Origin of the sequence: Pseudomonas sp. I8001, assembly GCF_013385345.1 — a bacterium.
GTDB lineage: Bacteria > Pseudomonadota > Gammaproteobacteria > Pseudomonadales > Pseudomonadaceae > Aquipseudomonas.
Window position 1 is genome coordinate 43,612 of record NZ_JACAQC010000012.1, and the last position, 17,624, is coordinate 61,235.

General features: G+C 53.5%; 15 protein-coding genes. 7 read left to right on the top strand and 8 right to left on the bottom strand.

Annotated elements, in window-relative coordinates; all coding sequences use genetic code 11:
* The first annotated feature begins 172 nt into the window (after nucleotides 1-172).
* Nucleotides 173-385, top strand: a complete 213-nt coding sequence (locus HX839_RS12575; RefSeq protein ID WP_177067108.1) for a hypothetical protein — start codon at nucleotides 173-175, stop codon at nucleotides 383-385.
* A gap of 169 nt (nucleotides 386-554) precedes the next feature.
* On the opposite strand, the gene HX839_RS12580 is transcribed toward HX839_RS12575, so the two are convergent.
* Nucleotides 555-2,627, bottom strand: a complete 2,073-nt coding sequence (locus HX839_RS12580; RefSeq protein ID WP_177067109.1) for a TonB-dependent siderophore receptor — start codon at nucleotides 2,625-2,627, stop codon at nucleotides 555-557.
* A gap of 227 nt (nucleotides 2,628-2,854) precedes the next feature.
* On the opposite strand from HX839_RS12580, the gene HX839_RS12585 reads away from it, so the two are divergent.
* Nucleotides 2,855-3,562: a DsbA family protein gene (locus HX839_RS12585; protein ID WP_003213244.1), complete on the top strand. Its 708-nt coding sequence runs from the start codon at nucleotides 2,855-2,857 to the stop codon at nucleotides 3,560-3,562.
* Nucleotides 3,563-3,834: 272 nt separating this feature from the next.
* Nucleotides 3,835-5,121, top strand: coding sequence for an OprD family porin (locus tag HX839_RS12590; RefSeq protein ID WP_003218115.1), 1,287 nt, complete (start codon nucleotides 3,835-3,837; stop codon nucleotides 5,119-5,121).
* A gap of 72 nt (nucleotides 5,122-5,193) precedes the next feature.
* Here HX839_RS12590 and HX839_RS12595 read toward each other — a convergent pair whose 3' ends face one another.
* Entirely contained in the window at nucleotides 5,194-5,967 is a 774-nt protein-coding gene (locus HX839_RS12595) for an alpha/beta fold hydrolase (RefSeq protein ID WP_177053997.1), read from the bottom strand.
* A 259-nt stretch (nucleotides 5,968-6,226) separates the two neighbouring features.
* Here HX839_RS12595 and HX839_RS12600 point away from each other — a divergent pair, with 259 nt between their 5' ends.
* The 3 genes from HX839_RS12600 to HX839_RS12610 are packed head-to-tail and all read left to right on the top strand — an operon-like array spanning nucleotide 6,227 to nucleotide 7,831.
* Nucleotides 6,227-6,442 (top strand): 4-oxalocrotonate tautomerase family protein, encoded by a 216-nt coding sequence (locus HX839_RS12600; RefSeq protein ID WP_003218111.1) that lies wholly within the window; start codon nucleotides 6,227-6,229, stop codon nucleotides 6,440-6,442.
* A complete protein-coding gene (locus HX839_RS12605) occupies nucleotides 6,439-7,089 on the top strand; it encodes a DsbA family oxidoreductase (protein WP_177067110.1) in 651 nt (216 codons plus the stop codon). Before HX839_RS12600 ends, HX839_RS12605 begins: the two co-directional genes overlap by 4 nt.
* A gap of 31 nt (nucleotides 7,090-7,120) precedes the next feature.
* A complete protein-coding gene (locus tag HX839_RS12610; protein ID WP_177067111.1) occupies nucleotides 7,121-7,831 on the top strand; it encodes an SDR family NAD(P)-dependent oxidoreductase in 711 nt (236 codons plus the stop codon).
* Nucleotides 7,832-7,998: 167 nt separating this feature from the next.
* Here HX839_RS12610 and HX839_RS12615 read toward each other — a convergent pair whose 3' ends face one another.
* From HX839_RS12615 to HX839_RS12640, 6 genes are all read right to left on the bottom strand, one after another.
* Nucleotides 7,999-8,280 carry a DUF3077 domain-containing protein gene (locus HX839_RS12615; RefSeq protein WP_177067112.1) on the bottom strand — a complete coding sequence of 94 codons (282 nt, stop codon included), beginning with the start codon at nucleotides 8,278-8,280 and terminating at the stop codon, nucleotides 7,999-8,001.
* An 858-nt stretch (nucleotides 8,281-9,138) separates the two neighbouring features.
* Nucleotides 9,139-9,555: a hypothetical protein gene (locus tag HX839_RS12620; RefSeq protein ID WP_218173616.1), complete on the bottom strand. Its 417-nt coding sequence runs from the start codon at nucleotides 9,553-9,555 to the stop codon at nucleotides 9,139-9,141.
* Nucleotides 9,548-10,408, bottom strand: a complete 861-nt coding sequence (locus tag HX839_RS12625) for a hypothetical protein (RefSeq protein WP_150654314.1) — start codon at nucleotides 10,406-10,408, stop codon at nucleotides 9,548-9,550. The genes HX839_RS12620 and HX839_RS12625 overlap by 8 nt, the downstream gene beginning before the upstream one ends.
* Nucleotides 10,409-10,781: 373 nt before the next feature.
* Nucleotides 10,782-12,011 (bottom strand): Shedu anti-phage system protein SduA domain-containing protein, encoded by a 1,230-nt coding sequence (locus HX839_RS12630; RefSeq protein ID WP_177067113.1) that lies wholly within the window; start codon nucleotides 12,009-12,011, stop codon nucleotides 10,782-10,784.
* A 220-nt stretch (nucleotides 12,012-12,231) separates the two neighbouring features.
* Entirely contained in the window at nucleotides 12,232-13,065 is an 834-nt protein-coding gene (locus tag HX839_RS12635; protein ID WP_177067114.1) for a hypothetical protein, read from the bottom strand.
* Between the two features lie 449 nt (nucleotides 13,066-13,514).
* Nucleotides 13,515-14,495, bottom strand: coding sequence for an integrase domain-containing protein (locus tag HX839_RS12640; protein ID WP_177067115.1), 981 nt, complete (start codon nucleotides 14,493-14,495; stop codon nucleotides 13,515-13,517).
* A 1,138-nt stretch (nucleotides 14,496-15,633) separates the two neighbouring features.
* Between HX839_RS12640 and HX839_RS12645 the strand changes: the two genes are divergently transcribed.
* Nucleotides 15,634-17,622: an RNA-binding domain-containing protein gene (locus HX839_RS12645; protein WP_177067116.1), complete on the top strand. Its 1,989-nt coding sequence runs from the start codon at nucleotides 15,634-15,636 to the stop codon at nucleotides 17,620-17,622.
* The last annotated feature ends 2 nt before the right edge of the window (nucleotides 17,623-17,624 follow it).

Genomic DNA, 17,624 nt, shown 5'->3' on the forward strand with positions numbered 1-17,624 from the left:
GCCCGCGGCCCGTCAGGTTCGCGGGCTTTTTTGTGTGCATGTGCCGACAAACCGGGCACATTGGCATAGCTCTTGTATCGCTGTTGCGACACACAGCACGGTGTATGACTAAGCGGTTCTGTCATAAACCTTGAGTAAGTTAGCCGCTCATGCCGTCGGAGAGAGCGCTGAAATGAATGCCGATATCAACCTGATGTACACGCGCACGTTCCACCCTTTGCGGGTGAACGGTGACGCGATCCACGCGCTGGCGCTCTGGTTGAAGGCGAACGGTTCGCGGCAGATCAGGACGCCAGACCCGCGCCGGCTGATGAGCGAACGGTACCCGGCGGGGCTGTTCAGCGAGGACGAGGTGCAGGCGTTGTGTGAATTGATGCAAGGCTGACGGTTGTTTTCAATGTTGCACTGGACCTTGTGGTGAGGGAGCTTGCTCTCGCTGGGCTGCGCAGCAGCCCCAAAACAGATCATTGAGTTCTATCTGAAAAAACACAGTCGCCTATTTTGGGGGCGCTTCGCACCCCAGCGGGAGCAAGCTCCCTCGCCACGCAAGCCTGTTAGAAACTGTAGGTGCCAGTCACCACCAGGCTGCGCGGGTCGCCGAACTGAATCTGCGCCGCACTCGTCGCTGACGCGTAGTATGTCTTGTCGCTGATATTGTTCAGCGCCGCCCGCACATCCCATTCCTTCTGCCGAAACCCGGCCAGTGCGTCCCAGCGCCCATAACCCGGCAACGCCACCGTGTTGGCGTTATCCGCATATCGCTCACCCACCAGCGTCAGCCCGGTTTCCGCGTACCAGCCCATCTCCGGTTTCCAGGTGACGAACAGGCTCGCGTTGCGCTTGGCCACGTCGCTGATGCGCTTGCCTTCAAACCCATTGTTGTCTTTCACCACCGTGGCGTCCTGCAGGCCGACGCCACCGCGCACGTACCAGTTGCCGACGACCTTGCCGGTAGCGGTCAACTCCACGCCACGGGAACGCTGCTCGCCGCTGAGCAGGGTGATGGTCGGGTCCAGCGGGTCGCGGGTGCGGCGGTTGTAGAGCTCCAGTTCATACACCGCCAGGGTGGTGCTCAGGCGGTCGTCGAGCCAGTCGCTCTTGACCCCGATTTCCTTCTGTTTGGTCAGCTCCGGGCTCAGGTCGTTGGCGTTGCCCGTGGCATTGGGCGTGATGCCGATCAGGCCGCCGCCGGTCGGCGAGAACGTCTTGCTCCACGAGGCATAGAACGAATGGTGTTCCAGCGGCGTCCAGACCAGGCCCACGCGCGGGCTGGTGCTGTGGCTCACGACCTGTTCCGAGGCGTTGGTCAGCTTGTTGGTGGACTCCACATCAAAGCGGTCATAGCGCAAACCGGCGAGCAGTTGCCATTGATCGTTCAGGCGCAGTTGGTCCTGCACATACACGCCCTGGCTTTGCGCTTCGGTGTGACTGCTGCTGAATGCCGGCAGGCGACCGTAGTGGCGCAGGTCCGGGTTGGGGTTGTACACATCCACGCTCGGCACAGCGGCGAGCGGCGCTCGATAGAGTTTCGGGTCACGGCGCTGGTTGCCCAACTCCACTCCGGTGAGCAAGCGATGCTCCAGGCCGAAGGTGGTGAAGCCGCCTTCCAGTTCGACGTTGTTGAAGATGTTGCGGGTGGTCAAGTCCTGCTGCCAGCGCTGGCGCCCGACCTTGCCGGTTTTTGGGTCGTAGCTGACGGCGTAAGTGTTATCGAAGTCGCTGTCCAGGGTGAACACGCCCAACGTATGGCGCAGTTGCCAACTGTCGTTCAGCTCATAGGCAAGCCGCGAACGCAGGGATTGGGACGTGTCGTCGATGTAATCGCGCTTGTCACCATAAGTGGTGCCGCGGCTGACATCCGCCGGCCGCCCATTGACCCCGGGAATGCCCCGGTCCGGCGTGCGGTTGTAGCGGCTGTATTCGTACTGCACCAGCCAGTTCAGGTCGGGGCTCAGTTGCCAGCTCATGGACGGCGCAAACAGTTGGCGATTGCCGCTGACGCCGTCGCGGAAACTGTTGTTGTCCTGGTTGCCCATGTTCAGGCGCAGGCTGATGGTATCGGTGGGGTCGGTGCTGAGGTCGGCGTACAGGCTGCGCAAATCATTGCTGCCGCCCTGGGCCTCGATGCTGGAGGCGCGACCGGCCTGGGGCAGCTTGCTCACACGGTTGACGATGCCGCCCTGGCCGCCGCGGCCGTACAACACGGCTGCCGGGCCCTTGAGTACTTCGATGCGTTCGATGTTGTGCAGGTCGCGCACGTATTGGCTGTCGTCGCGAACGCCGTCCAGGTAGAAATCGTTGCTGGCGTCGAAGCCGCGGATGCGCAGGCTGTCGAACCGTGTGTCGGCGCCGCTGCTGACGTTGGGTATACCGCTCAAGGCCTGGCCCAGGTCATTGGTGCCGTAGGAACGCAGGTTGTCGGTTTTTACCGAGTCGATGGCCTGGGGCACATAACGCACGGGTGTGGCGGTGCGGGTGGCGGTGCTGGTCTCCTTGACGCGCGGGTCGTCCTCGTCAGCTTCGGCGCTCACGGAGGTTTCCGGCAGGACAGTGGCAGCGCAGGTAAATCCGGCAGACAGCAGGACAGAGAGCCCAAGGGTCATGGGCGTCAGGCGAAGGGCAGGCATCGGGGTGTGTATCCAAAAAGGTTGGCAGAATAAAAGCGCGTTAATGGTAATGCTTACTATTTGCGCAGGTTATCTATTCCTGGGCGGACCTTTCTGAAAAATGTTACGGCGTATGTTTTTCAAGGGTATTCGACCGATTCTCGAAACAGTCTGAAAGCCGATCCGGGGTTTTTCCCAATTGTGCGTAAGACTAATCTGCCGGTCATCAACATCCATCGGAGCCCGTCATGTCGGCAGCCACACTTCACTACATTTACGACCCGCTGTGCGGCTGGTGTTACGGCGCCGAGCCGCTGCTGAGCGCCGCCCGGAGCGTGTTACCGATCCAGTTGCACGGCGGCGGCATGATGACCGGCGCGAATCGCCAATCCGTATCGCCGCAGTTGCGTGACTACGTAATGCCCCACGACCGGCGCATCGCCGAGTACACCGGGCAACCGTTTGGCGAGGCGTATTTCGAAGGTTTGTTGCGGGACCATACTGCGGTGTTCGATTCAGCCCCGCCGACCAGCGCCGTGCTGGCGGCAGAAAAAATTGCCGGTCGCGGGCTGGAATTATTGGCGCGTCTGCAAACGGCGCACTACGTCGAAGGTCGCAGAATTGCCGATAAGGACGTGCTGCTGACCCTGGCCGAATCCATCGGTTTGGATCCCCAAGCCTTCACCGCCGCTTTCAGTGAAATCCTTGGCGCAGCAACTCAAGCGCACATCAATGACAGCCGCCAATGGCTGGCAAAAGTCGGTGGCCAGGGCTTCCCCACGCTGGCCCTGGAGCAGAATGGGCAGCTGCAATTGCTCGATATCAGCCCCTGGTTGGGCAAGCCAGAAGCCTTCGTTGAGTGGCTGAGACAAAGAGTCGCAATTTCGATTCAACCCACCCAATCGAGTGCACCAATGTGTGGCCTGCAGGGGTGTGCAGATCCAGGAAGCGCTTGATAGAGCCTTGCGCAATGATGGCTATTTAATGTTTCTTAGACTTTTTTAGCCTAAATACAGAAGATTCACGAAATTGACACACAGTAAAGGGCGCGGATAGGATTCGCCCCAACGCCTGTGGCTAACCGCCATGACTTCCCCAATAAAAAAAGGCCCGCGGCATTTCACGTCGTCCGCGGGCCTTTTTTTATCTGGGAAAGTCGACACCAGAAAAGCAACACGGAGCCTGGTGTCACAGCGCGTACTCAACCAGTAATAAGGAATATAAGAAAATGTTGAAGCAACGGATGGGGCTGATCGCTCTGGGGATTTTGAGCGCTACGCAAGCAATGGCTGACGACCAATCCCAATCGAAGGGTTTTGTTGAAGACAGCCACCTGAACATCGCGGCACGCAACGCTTACATCAGCCGCGACTACAAAAACGGCAAGCAAGACAAAGCCGAATGGGGCCAGGGCTTCATCGGCAAGTTCGAGTCCGGCTTCACCCAAGGCACCGTTGGTGTGGGTGTGGACGTGATCGGCCAATACGCCATTCGCCTGGATGGTGGTAAAGGTCGCAGCGGCGCTGGCGGTATCGACTTCTTCAAGCAAGGCGACAGCGGCGAAGCGGCCAACGACCTGGCCAAGGGCGGCGCTGCCGTCAAGGCACGCATCTCCAACACCGTGATCAAGTACGGTGATCAGATGCCAGCCGTGCCGGTCCTGGAATACGACAACTCCCGCCTGTTGTCCGAAACCTATACCGGTACCTCGATCGTCTCCAAGGAAATCGCCGGCCTGCAACTGGACGCTGGTCACTTCACCAAGGAAGCTCGCAAGAGCGCCGAGGGTTCCGACAGTGGCGCGCTGAAAAGCATCGACTACATCGGCGGTAGCTACAAATTCACCGAAAGCCTGTCGGCAGCGCTCTACGCTTCCAACATGCAGGACGTGCTGAAGAAGCAATACGTCAACGTCAACTACGTGCTGGCCCTGCCAGAGAAGCAATCGTTGACCTTCGACTTCAACGGCTACAAGACCAAGCTCGACCGTAGCTTCGCCCTGGAAAACCAAGGCGACGCCGACGCTCGCGACAACAAAATCTGGAGCCTGGGCGCCACGTGGGCCGTTGGCCCGCACAGCTTCACCGTGGCTCACCAGCGCAGCACCGGTGACACCGGTTACCTGTACGGCGGCTACCGCAACGCAGGCGGCATCGGCGACGGTGGCAACACCATCCTGCTGGCCAACTCCTACTGGTCTGACTTCAACGGCAAGGACGAGCGCTCCTGGCAAGCAGGCTACGGCCTGGACTTCAGCGCCTTCGGCGTGCCTGGCCTGACCTACAACATCGCCTACGTGCGCGGCACCAACATTGACGACGGTTCCAACCGCGGCAGTGGCACCGAGCGTGAAATCTTCAACCAGTTCAAATACGTAGTACAGAGCGGCCCGGCCAAAGACCTGAGCCTGCGTGCCCGTGCGTCGTGGTTGCGCGTTTCCAACAACGCCAGCAACTACAACGTGGGTGGTAACGAGATCCGCCTGTTTGCCGACTACCCAATCAACGTTTTCTAATTGATTCGACGTCGCGCCTGATTCAAGGCGATAAAAAACCCCGACTGGTTCGGGGTTTTTTTATGCCTGCGATCAGCGCTTGCTGGCGGCTGCGATGATCACATCTGCGACCTTTTGCGGCTGCGACAGCATCGGCACATGGCTGGTTTGCACCACGGTGGTGGTGGCATTGATTTTCTTCGCGTAGGCCTGCTCCAGGCCCGGGTCGATCATGCGGTCCTTGGCGGCGACGATGTAATAGTTGGGTTTGGTTTTCCAGGCGGCGACCGTGATTTTATCGTCGAACGCCTTGCCCAGAATCGGCCCCTGGGTCACGGCAATCAGGTTGGCCTGGTCGGCAGGCAAGTCCTGGGCGAAGTTTTTCGCCACGGACGCGGCGGGCAAATACAAGTATCCGGAAGCGTCGGCACTGATGGTCTCGATACCCGGCGGGGTTGGGTAGCCTTTCTCGGACTCGGCAGAGCTCTGGCCCTCGGACGGCGCGAACGCGGCCACATAAACCAGTGCCTTGACCTTGTCGCTGGTGCCGCCCTGTGTGATCACACTGCCGGCCCACGAATGGCCCACCAGAACCACTCGCCCACTCTGGGCATCAATCACCCGCTGGGCGGCGGCCACATCATCGGCCAGGGACGTCAGCGGGTTTTGCACCGCCACCACCTTCAAGCCTTTGGCCTGCAACAACGGAATCACCTTGTTCCAGCTGGAGCCATCGGCAAAGGCGCCGTGCACCAGCACCACGGTGGTGTCCGATAGCGCCGGGGTGGCGGCATAGGCCTGGCCGGTGAGCATCGCGGCGGCCATCAGTGTAGGCAGCAACAGGGTTTTGACTGTGGATTTAAGCATGTGGGGCACGTCCGTAAGTGAGGGGTTATCGGCCAGCACTCAAGGCGTTTGCAGCCAGCCTTAAGCATGTAGGCAAGACGCGCGGGGAGGGGGGTTATTCCAGGGAGCAGTAAAAAAAACGCAGCGCCGGACGTCTCGATTGATTACATAGCATCACTAATGAAGTACTCCGCCCCACCTTTATCCACCTCAGGCAACCTCTTAAATTGGCCTCACTGCCTGCCCACCATGTCGATGGGCAAGTCACTGGAGCCTTGTCATGCCATTTGTCAGCGTACGTATCACCCGCGACGGCGTTACCTCGGAGCAGAAAGCCCAGGTCATTGCCGAAATCACCGAAACCCTCGAACGCGTCCTCAACAAACGCCCCGACCTGACCCACATCGTCATCGAAGAAGTCGACACCGATAACTGGGGCTACGCCGGCATCACCACCACCCAGTACCGCAAACAGCTCGCGGAAAATCCGTCATGAGCACGCCTGTCACCATCGACTTCATCTCCGACGTGGTGTGCCCGTGGTGCGCCCTCGGCGCCACCGCCCTGGAGCAAGCCATCGACAACCTGGCGGGCGAAGTGAAGGTTGAACTGACCTTCAAACCCTTCGAGCTCAACCCCGACATGCCGGCCGAAGGCGAAAACGCCGTTGCCCACATGATGCGCAAATACGGGCGCAGCGCTGAAGAAGTTGCCAGCGGCAAAAGGATGTTGATGGAGCGAGGCGCGGCCATCGGCTTCACCTTCGACCTGGAAAAGCGCAGCCACTTCTACAACACCTTCGACGCCCATCGGTTGCTGTTTTGGGCGTTGCAGCAAGGGCGCCAGCTCCAGCTGAAAAAGTCGCTGTTGCGCGGGTATTTCAGCGATGGCCAGAACGTCAGCGATCACGAAACCCTGGCGGGTCTGGCCGCCGAAGCCGGGCTGGATATTGAAGGCGCACGACGGGTGCTGGGCTCTACCGCCTACGCCAATGAAGTGCGCGAGCTGGAAGCGTTCTACCGCGAGCACGGAATCAACTCCGTACCGGCCATGGTCCTCAATGGCCGCCAGCTGGTCTCCGGGTCGCAATCAATCAGTTACTACGAACAGATGCTGCGGGAAATGTCCGCCGCGGCTGCTTGAACCATCCCATTTTCCCTATAGAGGTTTCATCATGAGCAATTCGAAAAAAGTCGTTGTGATCACCGGCGCATCCCAAGGCCTGGGCGCTGCTGCAGTGAAGGCTTACCGCGAGCTGGATTACCGCGTGGTTGCCACCTCCCGTTCGATCAAACCGTCGACGGATCCGGACATCCTCACCGTGGCCGGCGACATCGCCGACCCGGCCACCGCCGAGCGCGTCATCCGCGAAGGCGTAGCGCGTTTTGGCCGCATCGACAGCCTGATCAACAACGCCGGGATCTTCGTCGCCAAACCGTTCACCAGCTACACCCACGAAGACTACGTAAACGTGTTGGCGGTGAACCTGAACGGGTTCTTCTACATCACCCAACTGGCGATTACCGAGATGCTGAAACAGGGCGCCGGGCACATCGTCAACATCACCACCAGCCTGGTGGACCACGCGATTGATGGCGTGCCGTCGGTGCTGGCCTCGCTGACCAAAGGCGGGCTGAACTCGGCCACCAAATCGCTGGCGATTGAATACGCCAAGCGCGGGATTCGCGTGAATGCGGTGAGCCCTGGGATTATCAAGACGCCGATGCATGGGGAAGAGACGCATGCGGCGTTGGGCAGCCTGCATCCGGTGGGGCATATGGGTGAAGCGTGGGATATTGCGCAGGCGATTGTGTACCTGGAATCGGCTGGGTTTGTGACCGGGGAAATTCTGCATGTGGACGGTGGGCAGAGTGCTGGGCACTAAGCGATACGGCTGAATAAAAAACGCCCCGGACCGTGATGGTTCTGGGCGTTTTCGTGGGTGACGGCTTCAAGCCAGGCACTCTAGAACAAACAACAACGATCAAATGTGGGAGCCGGGCTTGCCCGCGATGGCGATGGCCCAGCCAACACACTCACAACCTGACACACCTACAGATTATTGCCCGGCGACTCCAACACCTTCACCACATCATCAATCACCGCCTTGCTCATCTCCTGCAGATAGTGCGAAGCCCAGGCGTACCGGTCCGTATCCCGAATCATCGCCGCATCCTCCGCCAACAGCTTGGCCACATGCAGCAAATCAGAAACATGAGCCAGCGCTTCGCTCAGGGAAACCCCGCTGTTAACGCGGAACAGAGGCTGGTCGGAATGAAATGAAAAAGGGGTAACGCCGAGGGTAGTGAAGCCAGACGGATTTGGAGCGCTCATCGGTAAAACTCCCATATCAAGTGAGAGCTACCACGTTCGTTATCAGGCGAATGGGTGGCAGCTGTGCGCAGGCTGATAAACCGGAGATACAGGAACCCGGCAGACCCGAAGGTCTCCCACGCACAGCCGCCATTGCACGAAATGGCGGGCGTAAAAAAACGCCTGCACATCGTGGTTGTGGGGCGCTGTTGCGCCTGCATCTTGCCGGGTTATCAGGCCCGGTCGCTGAATTTGCAGCGACGAGGGGAGGGTAGCGTGGTGGTGGGGTGGGTGCAACTGGGGAAATAGTTGTTTCGTTTTGCCGCTGCCGTGCTTGGTTCTGGCGGCCTGAAGATGAGTCGGTCGCGTCTTCTCAGAACGCTGAGCTTGAAGGGCAGGTTTGCCATTCCTGCAGCCAGCTCAGGATGCAAAATCATGCGGCTCGTGCAGTTATGCCGTTTTATGGATACGTCATAATTATTGGCTATCCATAATTCTGCATAAAACGCTGAAGGCGGGACTTCGCTACGGGAATTGGTTTATCTGGAGGCTCACCGGCTTGTTCAGTTGGGGAGTCAGGCGTAGACAGAATATGAACACCCCCAGAAACAACAAAGCCCCTGCATTTCTGCGAGGGCTTCGTTTTGTATGGTGCGGCACCAGGAGTCGAACCAGATGCTAAATGCCGAAAAAATTTGAAATTCATAGATGGAAATACTTTCTCTACCTCTAAAACTACCCTAAGTTTTGGAGTCGCTTTAGGGCTTGGCGAGTGAAAGATAGAGGCATAGTGAATGATTTTGTCTAGGGGGATCCGCCGGAAATGATGTTTTTTATTAAAAGTATGTGATTGTTTGAAGTGGTCATGATGTGTTGAGTCTAATTAGACCCAGTTTTTTCAATCAAGTTAGCCGCAATCCCATCCCTGAAATGGTAGAAGGATGCAACAAAGAACCAGATAACTTGAATTACACCGAGCGGCATTGTTGGTTTTACCACCATTCCACAGTAAATGACCGCCGAGACTACAACAAGTAAGAATCTATGTGCGGTATAGAGGCCGTAGTGTTGTTCATTGGCCTTAGCTTTCGCTTTAGCTACCGCCTTGGAAACTTTATACGTAACTTGGCCAAAAACAATGCATGCGCCTAACGCCCAGTCGGATGATAAAAAAATATCTTGCCAATTACTTAAATAAAATTTAATACCGACTAACAAAATAAACGGCATAGCTACATAGATGTAATCTGCCATTAAATCTGCGAACAAAGCCCGCCGGTTGCGCTGATCAGACATCGAGAGCATTTTGATAGTCTCGATTTCTATGGATGCTCAATATTTTATGAATTTTTGCTCTTCTGATCTGTGGCCGTCCTTTACCGTCAGGAGGGGTATAGATAGAGTATGATATTTCTGCGTCCATAATATCTAGAGGGCCGATGGGGGCTATCAAGCCCGATTGGTATCGATGTAGCCAGTCCTTATCAACTATTTTTGCCGGAAACTTACGTTCCATGGCGGCGCTTTTGAATGACCATACTGAATTGCCCTCATTCACCTGCACCATAGTATATAATTTATCTTTTCCGTTAAAGTCAGAAGTGTCGCCAATGAACATTTTACTGGCGTCGCCGCTAAATCTCCACTCGGTATTGAATGCCGATAAATATTCGCTATTTGCCGCTCCAAGTTGCACTACTTCACCCAGTTGTAGCTTTTTGTTGGCATTTGAAAACTCAGTCAGAACGTATGCCAAACCTTGTCTATCAATGTGTGGGGGAACAATGGCTTCCGGGATTTTTTTACTAATATCTGCTTCCAAAGCAGTCGCTATAGAGTTTACTTCAGCCTCGGTTCCGGTTTCAGATACATGCATTAATTCGGAGCTTAAGGCGCTTCCAGAAGCATATAGAGCCTCCTCGATGTAGTTTGCAATGGAGCTTCCGACGCTGCCTAGTTTGCTTATTATTGAGCCGGTATCAACAGAGTTTAGCTCAAGTTCAAAGGCGATCTCCAAATCAACAGAATTTGCCAACAACTGGCACAGATCTTGATAGGCGTTTATATAGAGGCCCATAGCTTCAAAAACCTGAGCAGGGTTTTTTCTTTTTTGAAGGTAGTCAATTTTGATGGCAAGCTCGGTGTTCATTACAAATCCATTTATGACGAAATTTTTTGAAAAATGAGGATTGACATCTAAGGATGGACCCTGAAGCTGATTTGATATTATATGGCTATTATTTTTTATGCAAATGCTAGTGATCACATCAGTTGTCATTGGTAGGCTAGGCTTCGACCGTTCGGAACGGCTGTTTTCAAGGTAGGGAGATATCACGTCGTTATTGGATGCTTTGGCTGTGGCAGGGTAATAGACGAAGGTAAAATCAAAAGAAAGGAACTGATGTGCCTCTATAGGGTATTTAAATATATCCACCCCCATTAGCTTTTTATAATTTGCTTATTCCGTATTTAGCATGAAATGGAGATCAAGATGCGGAATTTTGATCCACCGAAAAAATACATCATTTATAAAATTGAACAACAATTCCATCAATTAAATCGTCAAAAGTCAGTATTTCAAGATCTTTGTAGTCGCTCATAATTTCACGCCAAACATCAGAGTCAAAATCGTGTCTGCGGCCAACAATCAGCCATCTGCGTGGCTTGTGTACCTTGAAACCATATCTTTGCTCAAACCATTTTCTGTTGTTAGGGTCATCAAAATAACTCGAGTAAACTCTAGTTTGAGAAATGTATGAATTCAGCCAGGCACCAAATGTTTCTCTATTACGGCCACCTACAATTGCATGCTTTCCGATGTCAGGAAGCTTAAACTCTACAATGTCCGCATATCCATTGGGCTGTACTACAAAAAAATCCGGCCTAATGGGGCTGCGCGGTTCGCTCTGCCATTCACACGTGAGCTCTGAGTGGATCTCTATCGCACCAAACTTCATTGTCAAAATAAACTCGTTTTCTTTTCTTGCGATGTGCGATGTTATATCTGGTTCCGTATTGTCTTTGTTTCCCCATACCTCTATAAAGCGATTTATTTTTGGCAGTTGAATATACTTATAGTCATCCGGCATTGGGTATGAGTAGTTTGCATCGTGATTCACAAGTTTTTTCATGTTTGAAACGCTAAATGATATGCAGTCGGATTTTTCTTCCGAACCATCAAAGTGAATAGGGAAAAAATCCAACCACTTTATTCTTCGGGATTTTAAACCGGATTCATCTGCATCAAAAAACATACCATTTACAATTCTTGTGAATTGTCCAGGCATTGGCTCTGGACTCGGTATATTGAACCCCATAATGCTATTTTGAGCTGCGAAGTTCCAACCTAGCTCTGAAAGTTTATCCCATCCCTTGTTTGTAGGAAGTAGTAGATCCTCACTGAAGGGAGGGAGGGGCATAGACAAATCTAAAGTTGAATCATATTCAAAACCGATAATTTGTTCAAATAGATTGCAATCCTTAGTTGAGTAGTCGTGACATTGCACCTGCATAACACCTTCGTTTTTTAGCTCGCTGATCACCTCGGGGCCGGTATATTCAATCGCAATATGTGTGCGCCCGACATAAACAATAATTCCCTGATGGTCTAAGAGAAAGCCAGGTACTGTTTTTATTAATGCTGGGTTGTTTTTTATGTGGTTGTATAATGGTCCCCAATATTCTTTCATTAATTCTTGTAAGAATACTGTTACTAAAGGTCTGATTGTGGAATGAATATTTTCTTCTGTCATAGAAAATCCGATGGTTTTTAATATGTGATTTGGCTGTCTGCGACAAAAATATTCTTTCTAGATATTGCTCTCAGCAACAGATTTAATATGACGATCTGGTCTTCTAGATGTCAATGTTTCTGGATATATAAGTTGTAAGTACGGAAGCAGTGCGTGACTGCTGTTTGTTCTTCCATTTACAGATATGGGCGAGTTTACAGAGCGTATTCGATCAAAGTGTTCATTGGTTTTTTTTTCTGTAACGGAATGGGAATTCTATTTCCAATTTATCATGATTTTCTTTTATATTGGCGTAAGGACGGCTATATTCGTCGGGGAAGAACTCGTGGGTTACTGAAGAGCCTGTAACTAGGAGCGAAAAAAGGCTCGATTCAGAATGGTCTTTCACTGTCTTTTGGTTTGAGAAAAGAGCTTTATTTAAGTTGTCAATGCAGTTGAAAATGTGGCCTATTGATCTTAACATAAAGTGGTTGTATGAGAATGCGGTGTTTACGATGCCTTTGTATTTTTTATGTATTTCCGGGGCCGGTCCACGTTGGTCATTTTCCCCTGTTGCTACTCGAATATAGAACCCATGAACTTTGATGTTGTGATGATTTGTTAAAGTGGTTTTAGCAATCTCAGCATGGTCGTGTTTAAGTTTATTCGCTATATTTTTGAAATCATTATGGAAAAAACTTACTCCGTCTAGCAATCTTGAGTACGGTTTCGATTTCTGATGCTTCAACCATCGTGGTACATCTTTGTTGTCGGCACCATTTGGAGGTGTAAAGCATTTTATTATAAGAGGAAGAGAGTCATAGAATTCGTCCACCGAAAATATAAGTTGAGCTACGTGATCTAAGCTCTCTACGAAATGCGGAATGTCTGTGTCTGATAATTCGAGTATTTTTTTATGTGCTTTGGTTAATTTTTGAAGCTTTTCTGTCAGAATGTCAGCCGGATGTGGAAGTATGTTTTGATGTTTTTCATGATAAAGCACACTTGAATCTGCATTCACGAGATTGCTATAAAGCTTGAATGAGCCGCTTTTGTCGATCGTGTTTTTCCCCATTTTTAAGTCCTTGAGTGGAAAAATAATGCCAAATCACAGACTAAAGTGGGTGTGAGAAAGAGGCTATTGAGCGTCCTTCAAGTGCCCGTCTGCTATTGGTTGAAGTCTCTCCCTCGAAGCTAGCAAAATGCCACTTCCTCGTCTACCCTTTGACTTTGGCCGGTTGCAGGGTTTAGGGCGTTTTTTGAATTTCCAAGATTTAATTAAGCGCACTGCGATCGATTGCATAGTCAATACGTAATAGTAACGAGTTGCTTCTGATTGCTGGTTTAGTCTGTGATTCAAAAACCAAATGAGATGCTTTCTCTGCCAAGTCCATGGGTTGTCGCGTTGCCAGCGCTCAACGATTGCTGCTTGGATAGTCTTTGCCTGACGAAGGTGGCGTTGGCGTGTGGTATGCGACCCGGTCAGGACGCCTGACAGGAACGGCTCCATATCGAATGGCTTGCTCATACTCGACCACCAATGTAAGCCGATACCACGTCAATACGACTATGCCCCAATTCGTAGCTGATTTGCGCTCTGGCCCCCTGATCTAATTGTCGACCGAACTGGTGGCACTTGCCGTCGTTGATAGGCGCAAGGTGCTGCGTGATTTGCTCATAGCGTTCACACGCATAGGCTGCCCGCAATTCGTGGAAGCCTTTGAGGTTGTGCTTATGGAGGAGGTCCCGTGCGGGGCGGACGATTTTCCGTTGGAAATCGAGGTAGCTTTCGTTCGGCGCAAGCAGATTGTGGCTGCCGTCGGGTGAGACCTGTTCGGCGAATCTCAGCGCTTCGCAAATATGTTCATCCTCCCTGATCCAGCGAGGTGCCGAGGCACCTGAGCGGCCCCCTTTGGTACCATCCTGGATGTTGATTTTGCCGTATTGTTCGGCCTCACGTTTTAAGCGCGGTAGGTCAGCCAAAATGGCCTCGCGTAAGCGCATGCCGGTGGCTCGCGCCAACTGAGCGATGGCCGCCGCGCGTGGCATTTGGTGTTCGCAGAGAACGTCGACGATCCGCTTCACGTGTTCGCGATCTTGACCTTGCGGCACCGAGCGACGAACACTGGTGCGCCGCATTCCCAGCGTCTTGCTTGGACTCGGCACTTTCACATACTGATCACCGCGAAGCGCAGCCATGGTTCGGTTCACGCTGGACAACCTATTTTGCGCGGTGGCGATGCAGACAGCCCCTTGTTCAACTTGCTTACGCAAATGGCCGGCGTAGTCCAGCAAAGTCTGCCGATCAATTTTTCGCGCATCGTTAAGCCCCGGCCCATCCTCCGAGCGACACCAGCGCACAAACGCCTGCCAGCGATCACTGTGCGCTTTGACCGTGCCGTAATGCCCGCCGCCAAATAGATCTTTCAGCGCCTGTGGCCCGGCATAACTCAGTTGTCGGCCATAGCCAAAATTGCGCCCGTGACGTTTACCTACCAGTGCCATGATCGAACTCCTCTCGAAGCCAAAACTTCTAAAACCTTCCCCACGTCATCCCGCCAAGAATGCTGAGTGTTATCAGGGATCAAGGCCCCTGCGACCTGTGAGGTTGTCCACTGACGCGGGACTGGCGGCTCCTTACGACCGGGAGCGAGGGCATCCCATGATCTGGCCTCCTGAACACCGATACCGGTGGGCGGGTGGAGGCTGCATTGGCTGACGAGACCAGCGCCGCGAGATCCTGAGTCGGGTGAAGGCAGTGAGGTGATGGCCGGGGCATGCCTGACTGTCAGTCAGGTGCAGTCCATTCCTTGGGCTGCGGCACCATCATCTGCATCGCTGTTGCTGGTGACTTCGGTGTTTGTCACGCCGATTGTCACGAGGGGGAATGCCGCAAAGCCTTGTACGAGTTGGGCTGCAGCAGCGGTTGGAGCGCCCGTCTCTTTCCGGGAGAAAGAGACGGGCGCAGGTTGGCGCAATGAAATGGCCAAGCGGAAAGGTTGCTGCAGGGCGGCTGGGGAGGGATGTATTTGCCGCAATGGCAACGATCTGAAGTAGGCATCCATCACTCGGTGAGTGACCGTGCGAGCCGCCGGACGCTAATCGCACTTTGGGAGAACCACCACGGTGTGGCGTAGCCTTAAAGGTTCTGGCTACCTGGGTTGCTGTCAACGACAGCACTTGCCCGATCTTTTCTACGCCTGTGGATAATTTGGGTCAAGGCTCGAATTTTCGGGAACTCTGCGGCTGTGGATGAAATTATCCACCGGTGGAAATTAGTGGTTTTCCACAGACAGTTGCGTGGGCTTTAGATTTTTTAAGTGAGGTCCATCCAAGCAGGGCGGCTTTGCAGCCCTGTTTGGATGGACCCGCGTGGACAAGCGGATCATCGAGATTTCGAGAACGTACGCTTACTTTGCTGCGCCGCGATTGGCTTTTGGCCGTGTGACATTCGTGCAGAGTCGTGAGGAGTGACATCCTCCTGCTGATGGGTGACTGGGAATCGACTCCACCAGTTCATGATCAGTCTCCGCTCGTCGAGTTGCGTGCGACTATGGAAGACTGAGTACAATCCCCGCACGTATGTCTTTTCTTCGACCTTTTGCAGCTACGTGAAGCAGGCTGATCATTTAGGAAGTCTTTGATGTCACTCAATCCCCACACCCTTGAAGACCTGCCCTCGCTGGTTGAATCTGTCGAGCTCGAATGCAAGCTTGCTCAGGGGCAGGATGGGAAGGGAGAGTTGCCTAAGGATTTCTGGTTAACCTACTCCGCTTTTGCTAACACTCAGGGTGGGGTAGTACTGCTTGGCGTGCGCGAGAAGGATGGGCAGTTCAGCGTCGCAGGCCTATCAAATATCGAGAAAGTACGTACTGACCTGTTCAATACCCTCAACAATCCGGCCAAGGTCAGTGTCAATCTGCTGACTGACCGGGAGGTGGTCGTCAGAGAGCTGGAGGGCAAGCAGGTACTTGAAGTGAAAATCCCGGCGGCTTCGCGTAAGCAGAAGCCGGTATTTCTCAATGGTCAGCCGCTAGGTAACACTTATCGTCGATTACATGAGGGTGATCGGCGTTGCTCTGAGGAAGATGTTCGCCGCATGTTCGCAGAGCAAGTGGAGGACTGTCGGGACGAGCGGATTTTGCCGAATTACGACTTCGCGGACATTGATCCGGACAGTCTGCGTATCTACCGCCAGATGCTTAGCGACATAAAACCGGGCCATCCAGCGTTGGAGCACCAAGGGATTGAGTTTCTCCGACAGATAGGAGGTTGGCGTAAGGACCGCGCGAACGGAGTCGAAGGGCTGACTCTGGCAGGTTTACTCATGTTCGGACGCTGGCTTTCGATCCAAGAGAGTGTGCCGCATTACTTTGTGGACTATCAGGAGCGGCCGTACGCCAAAACAGAACTGCGTTGGGTGGATAGGCTCGTCCCTGATGGAACCTGGTCAGGAAATCTGTTTGATTTCTACCGGCGGGTTTATCGCAAGTTGGTTGAGGACTTAAAGGTACCGTTCGCTCTCAAAGGTGATCAGCGCCAGGATGACACGCCGGTACACGAAGCTCTGCGTGAGGCCTTGGTTAATACCTTGGTCCATGCCGACTATACCGGGCGGGTTTCTGTGTTAGTCGTGAAGCGTCCAGACTTGTTTGGCTTTCGCAATCCTGGCGGCTTACGTTTACCCCTTGAGCAGGTTTTGCAGGGCGGTATCAGCGATTGCCGGAACCGGCTTATGCATCAAATGTTTCTTCTTATCGGTCTCGGCGAGCGCGGTGGTTCGGGGGTTCCAAAAATCTACAGCGGGTGGCGCAGCCAGCATTGGCGACCGCCAGCCCTTTATGAAAAGCCCGAGCCCGAGCAAACCCTGCTTGAGCTTCGCATGTTGGACTTGCTTCCTGAAGGGGTGGTGGAGCAGTTACGAGAGCGATTTGGAGTTCGTTTCGAGAGCTTGGAACATACTGCCAGGTTGATTTTGGCCACGGCCGCGATTGAGCGGGTGGTCAGCCATAATCGTCTCCTTGAGATTTGTGATACTCATGCTCATGACTTGAGCCAACTGCTTGCACGGTTGGTACGCGAGGGATTCCTTGTGCCCGACGGGCGCTCACGGGGCATGATTTATCACCTGCCGGGTGAGCAACTGCCTACGCCGGAGCAAGTGTTCGCAGGTCCGCTACAGAGCTCCGAACATTACGCCGGCAGCTCCGAACATAACGGGGCTAGCTCCGAACATAACGCAGGTAGCTCCGAACATAAGGTCGAGCTGGATATGCAGCGAAACGATGATGGCTGCTTGTTGAGCGATCATATTGACGCGCCGCTGATCGATGCTTTGGACAGGCTTGATGCAGGGTTTCGAGAAAAGCTCGAAATACTGGCTGAGGAGCCGCGCAATCGAGAGCGCATGCAAAAGGATCGTATGCAACAAGTGATTATCACCCTATGCAAGGAGCACTATCTGACGCTCAACGTTTTGGCTAATTTGGTAAAGCGCAGTCCAGATGCCCTCCGTCAGCAGTACTTGAATGGAATGGTGAAAAGCAGGCAGATTCAGTTGGCATTTCCGTCCAAGCCGACTCATGAAAGGCAGGCGTACAAAGCGTACATTAGTGGGCAGGACGAGGAGTAGGC

What these genes read in the sequence shown, in the direction of transcription:
- HX839_RS12615 (WP_177067112.1), bottom strand. Translation starts at nt 8,280, where the DNA reads ATGAGCGCTCCAAATCCGTCTGGCTTCACTACCCTCGGCGTTACCCCT.
- HX839_RS12605 (WP_177067110.1), top strand. Translation starts at nt 6,439, where the DNA reads ATGAGCACGCCTGTCACCATCGACTTCATCTCCGACGTGGTGTGCCCG.
- HX839_RS12590 (WP_003218115.1), top strand. Translation starts at nt 3,835, where the DNA reads ATGTTGAAGCAACGGATGGGGCTGATCGCTCTGGGGATTTTGAGCGCT.
- HX839_RS12635 (WP_177067114.1), bottom strand. Translation starts at nt 13,065, where the DNA reads ATGGGGAAAAACACGATCGACAAAAGCGGCTCATTCAAGCTTTATAGC.
- HX839_RS12640 (WP_177067115.1), bottom strand. Translation starts at nt 14,495, where the DNA reads ATGGCACTGGTAGGTAAACGTCACGGGCGCAATTTTGGCTATGGCCGA.
- HX839_RS12645 (WP_177067116.1), top strand. Translation starts at nt 15,634, where the DNA reads ATGTCACTCAATCCCCACACCCTTGAAGACCTGCCCTCGCTGGTTGAA.
- HX839_RS12620 (WP_218173616.1), bottom strand. Translation starts at nt 9,555, where the DNA reads ATGTCTGATCAGCGCAACCGGCGGGCTTTGTTCGCAGATTTAATGGCA.
- HX839_RS12610 (WP_177067111.1), top strand. Translation starts at nt 7,121, where the DNA reads ATGAGCAATTCGAAAAAAGTCGTTGTGATCACCGGCGCATCCCAAGGC.
- HX839_RS12625 (WP_150654314.1), bottom strand. Translation starts at nt 10,408, where the DNA reads ATGAACACCGAGCTTGCCATCAAAATTGACTACCTTCAAAAAAGAAAA.
- HX839_RS12595 (WP_177053997.1), bottom strand. Translation starts at nt 5,967, where the DNA reads ATGCTTAAATCCACAGTCAAAACCCTGTTGCTGCCTACACTGATGGCC.
- HX839_RS12585 (WP_003213244.1), top strand. Translation starts at nt 2,855, where the DNA reads ATGTCGGCAGCCACACTTCACTACATTTACGACCCGCTGTGCGGCTGG.
- HX839_RS12600 (WP_003218111.1), top strand. Translation starts at nt 6,227, where the DNA reads ATGCCATTTGTCAGCGTACGTATCACCCGCGACGGCGTTACCTCGGAG.
- HX839_RS12580 (WP_177067109.1), bottom strand. Translation starts at nt 2,627, where the DNA reads ATGCCTGCCCTTCGCCTGACGCCCATGACCCTTGGGCTCTCTGTCCTG.
- HX839_RS12630 (WP_177067113.1), bottom strand. Translation starts at nt 12,011, where the DNA reads ATGACAGAAGAAAATATTCATTCCACAATCAGACCTTTAGTAACAGTA.
- HX839_RS12575 (WP_177067108.1), top strand. Translation starts at nt 173, where the DNA reads ATGAATGCCGATATCAACCTGATGTACACGCGCACGTTCCACCCTTTG.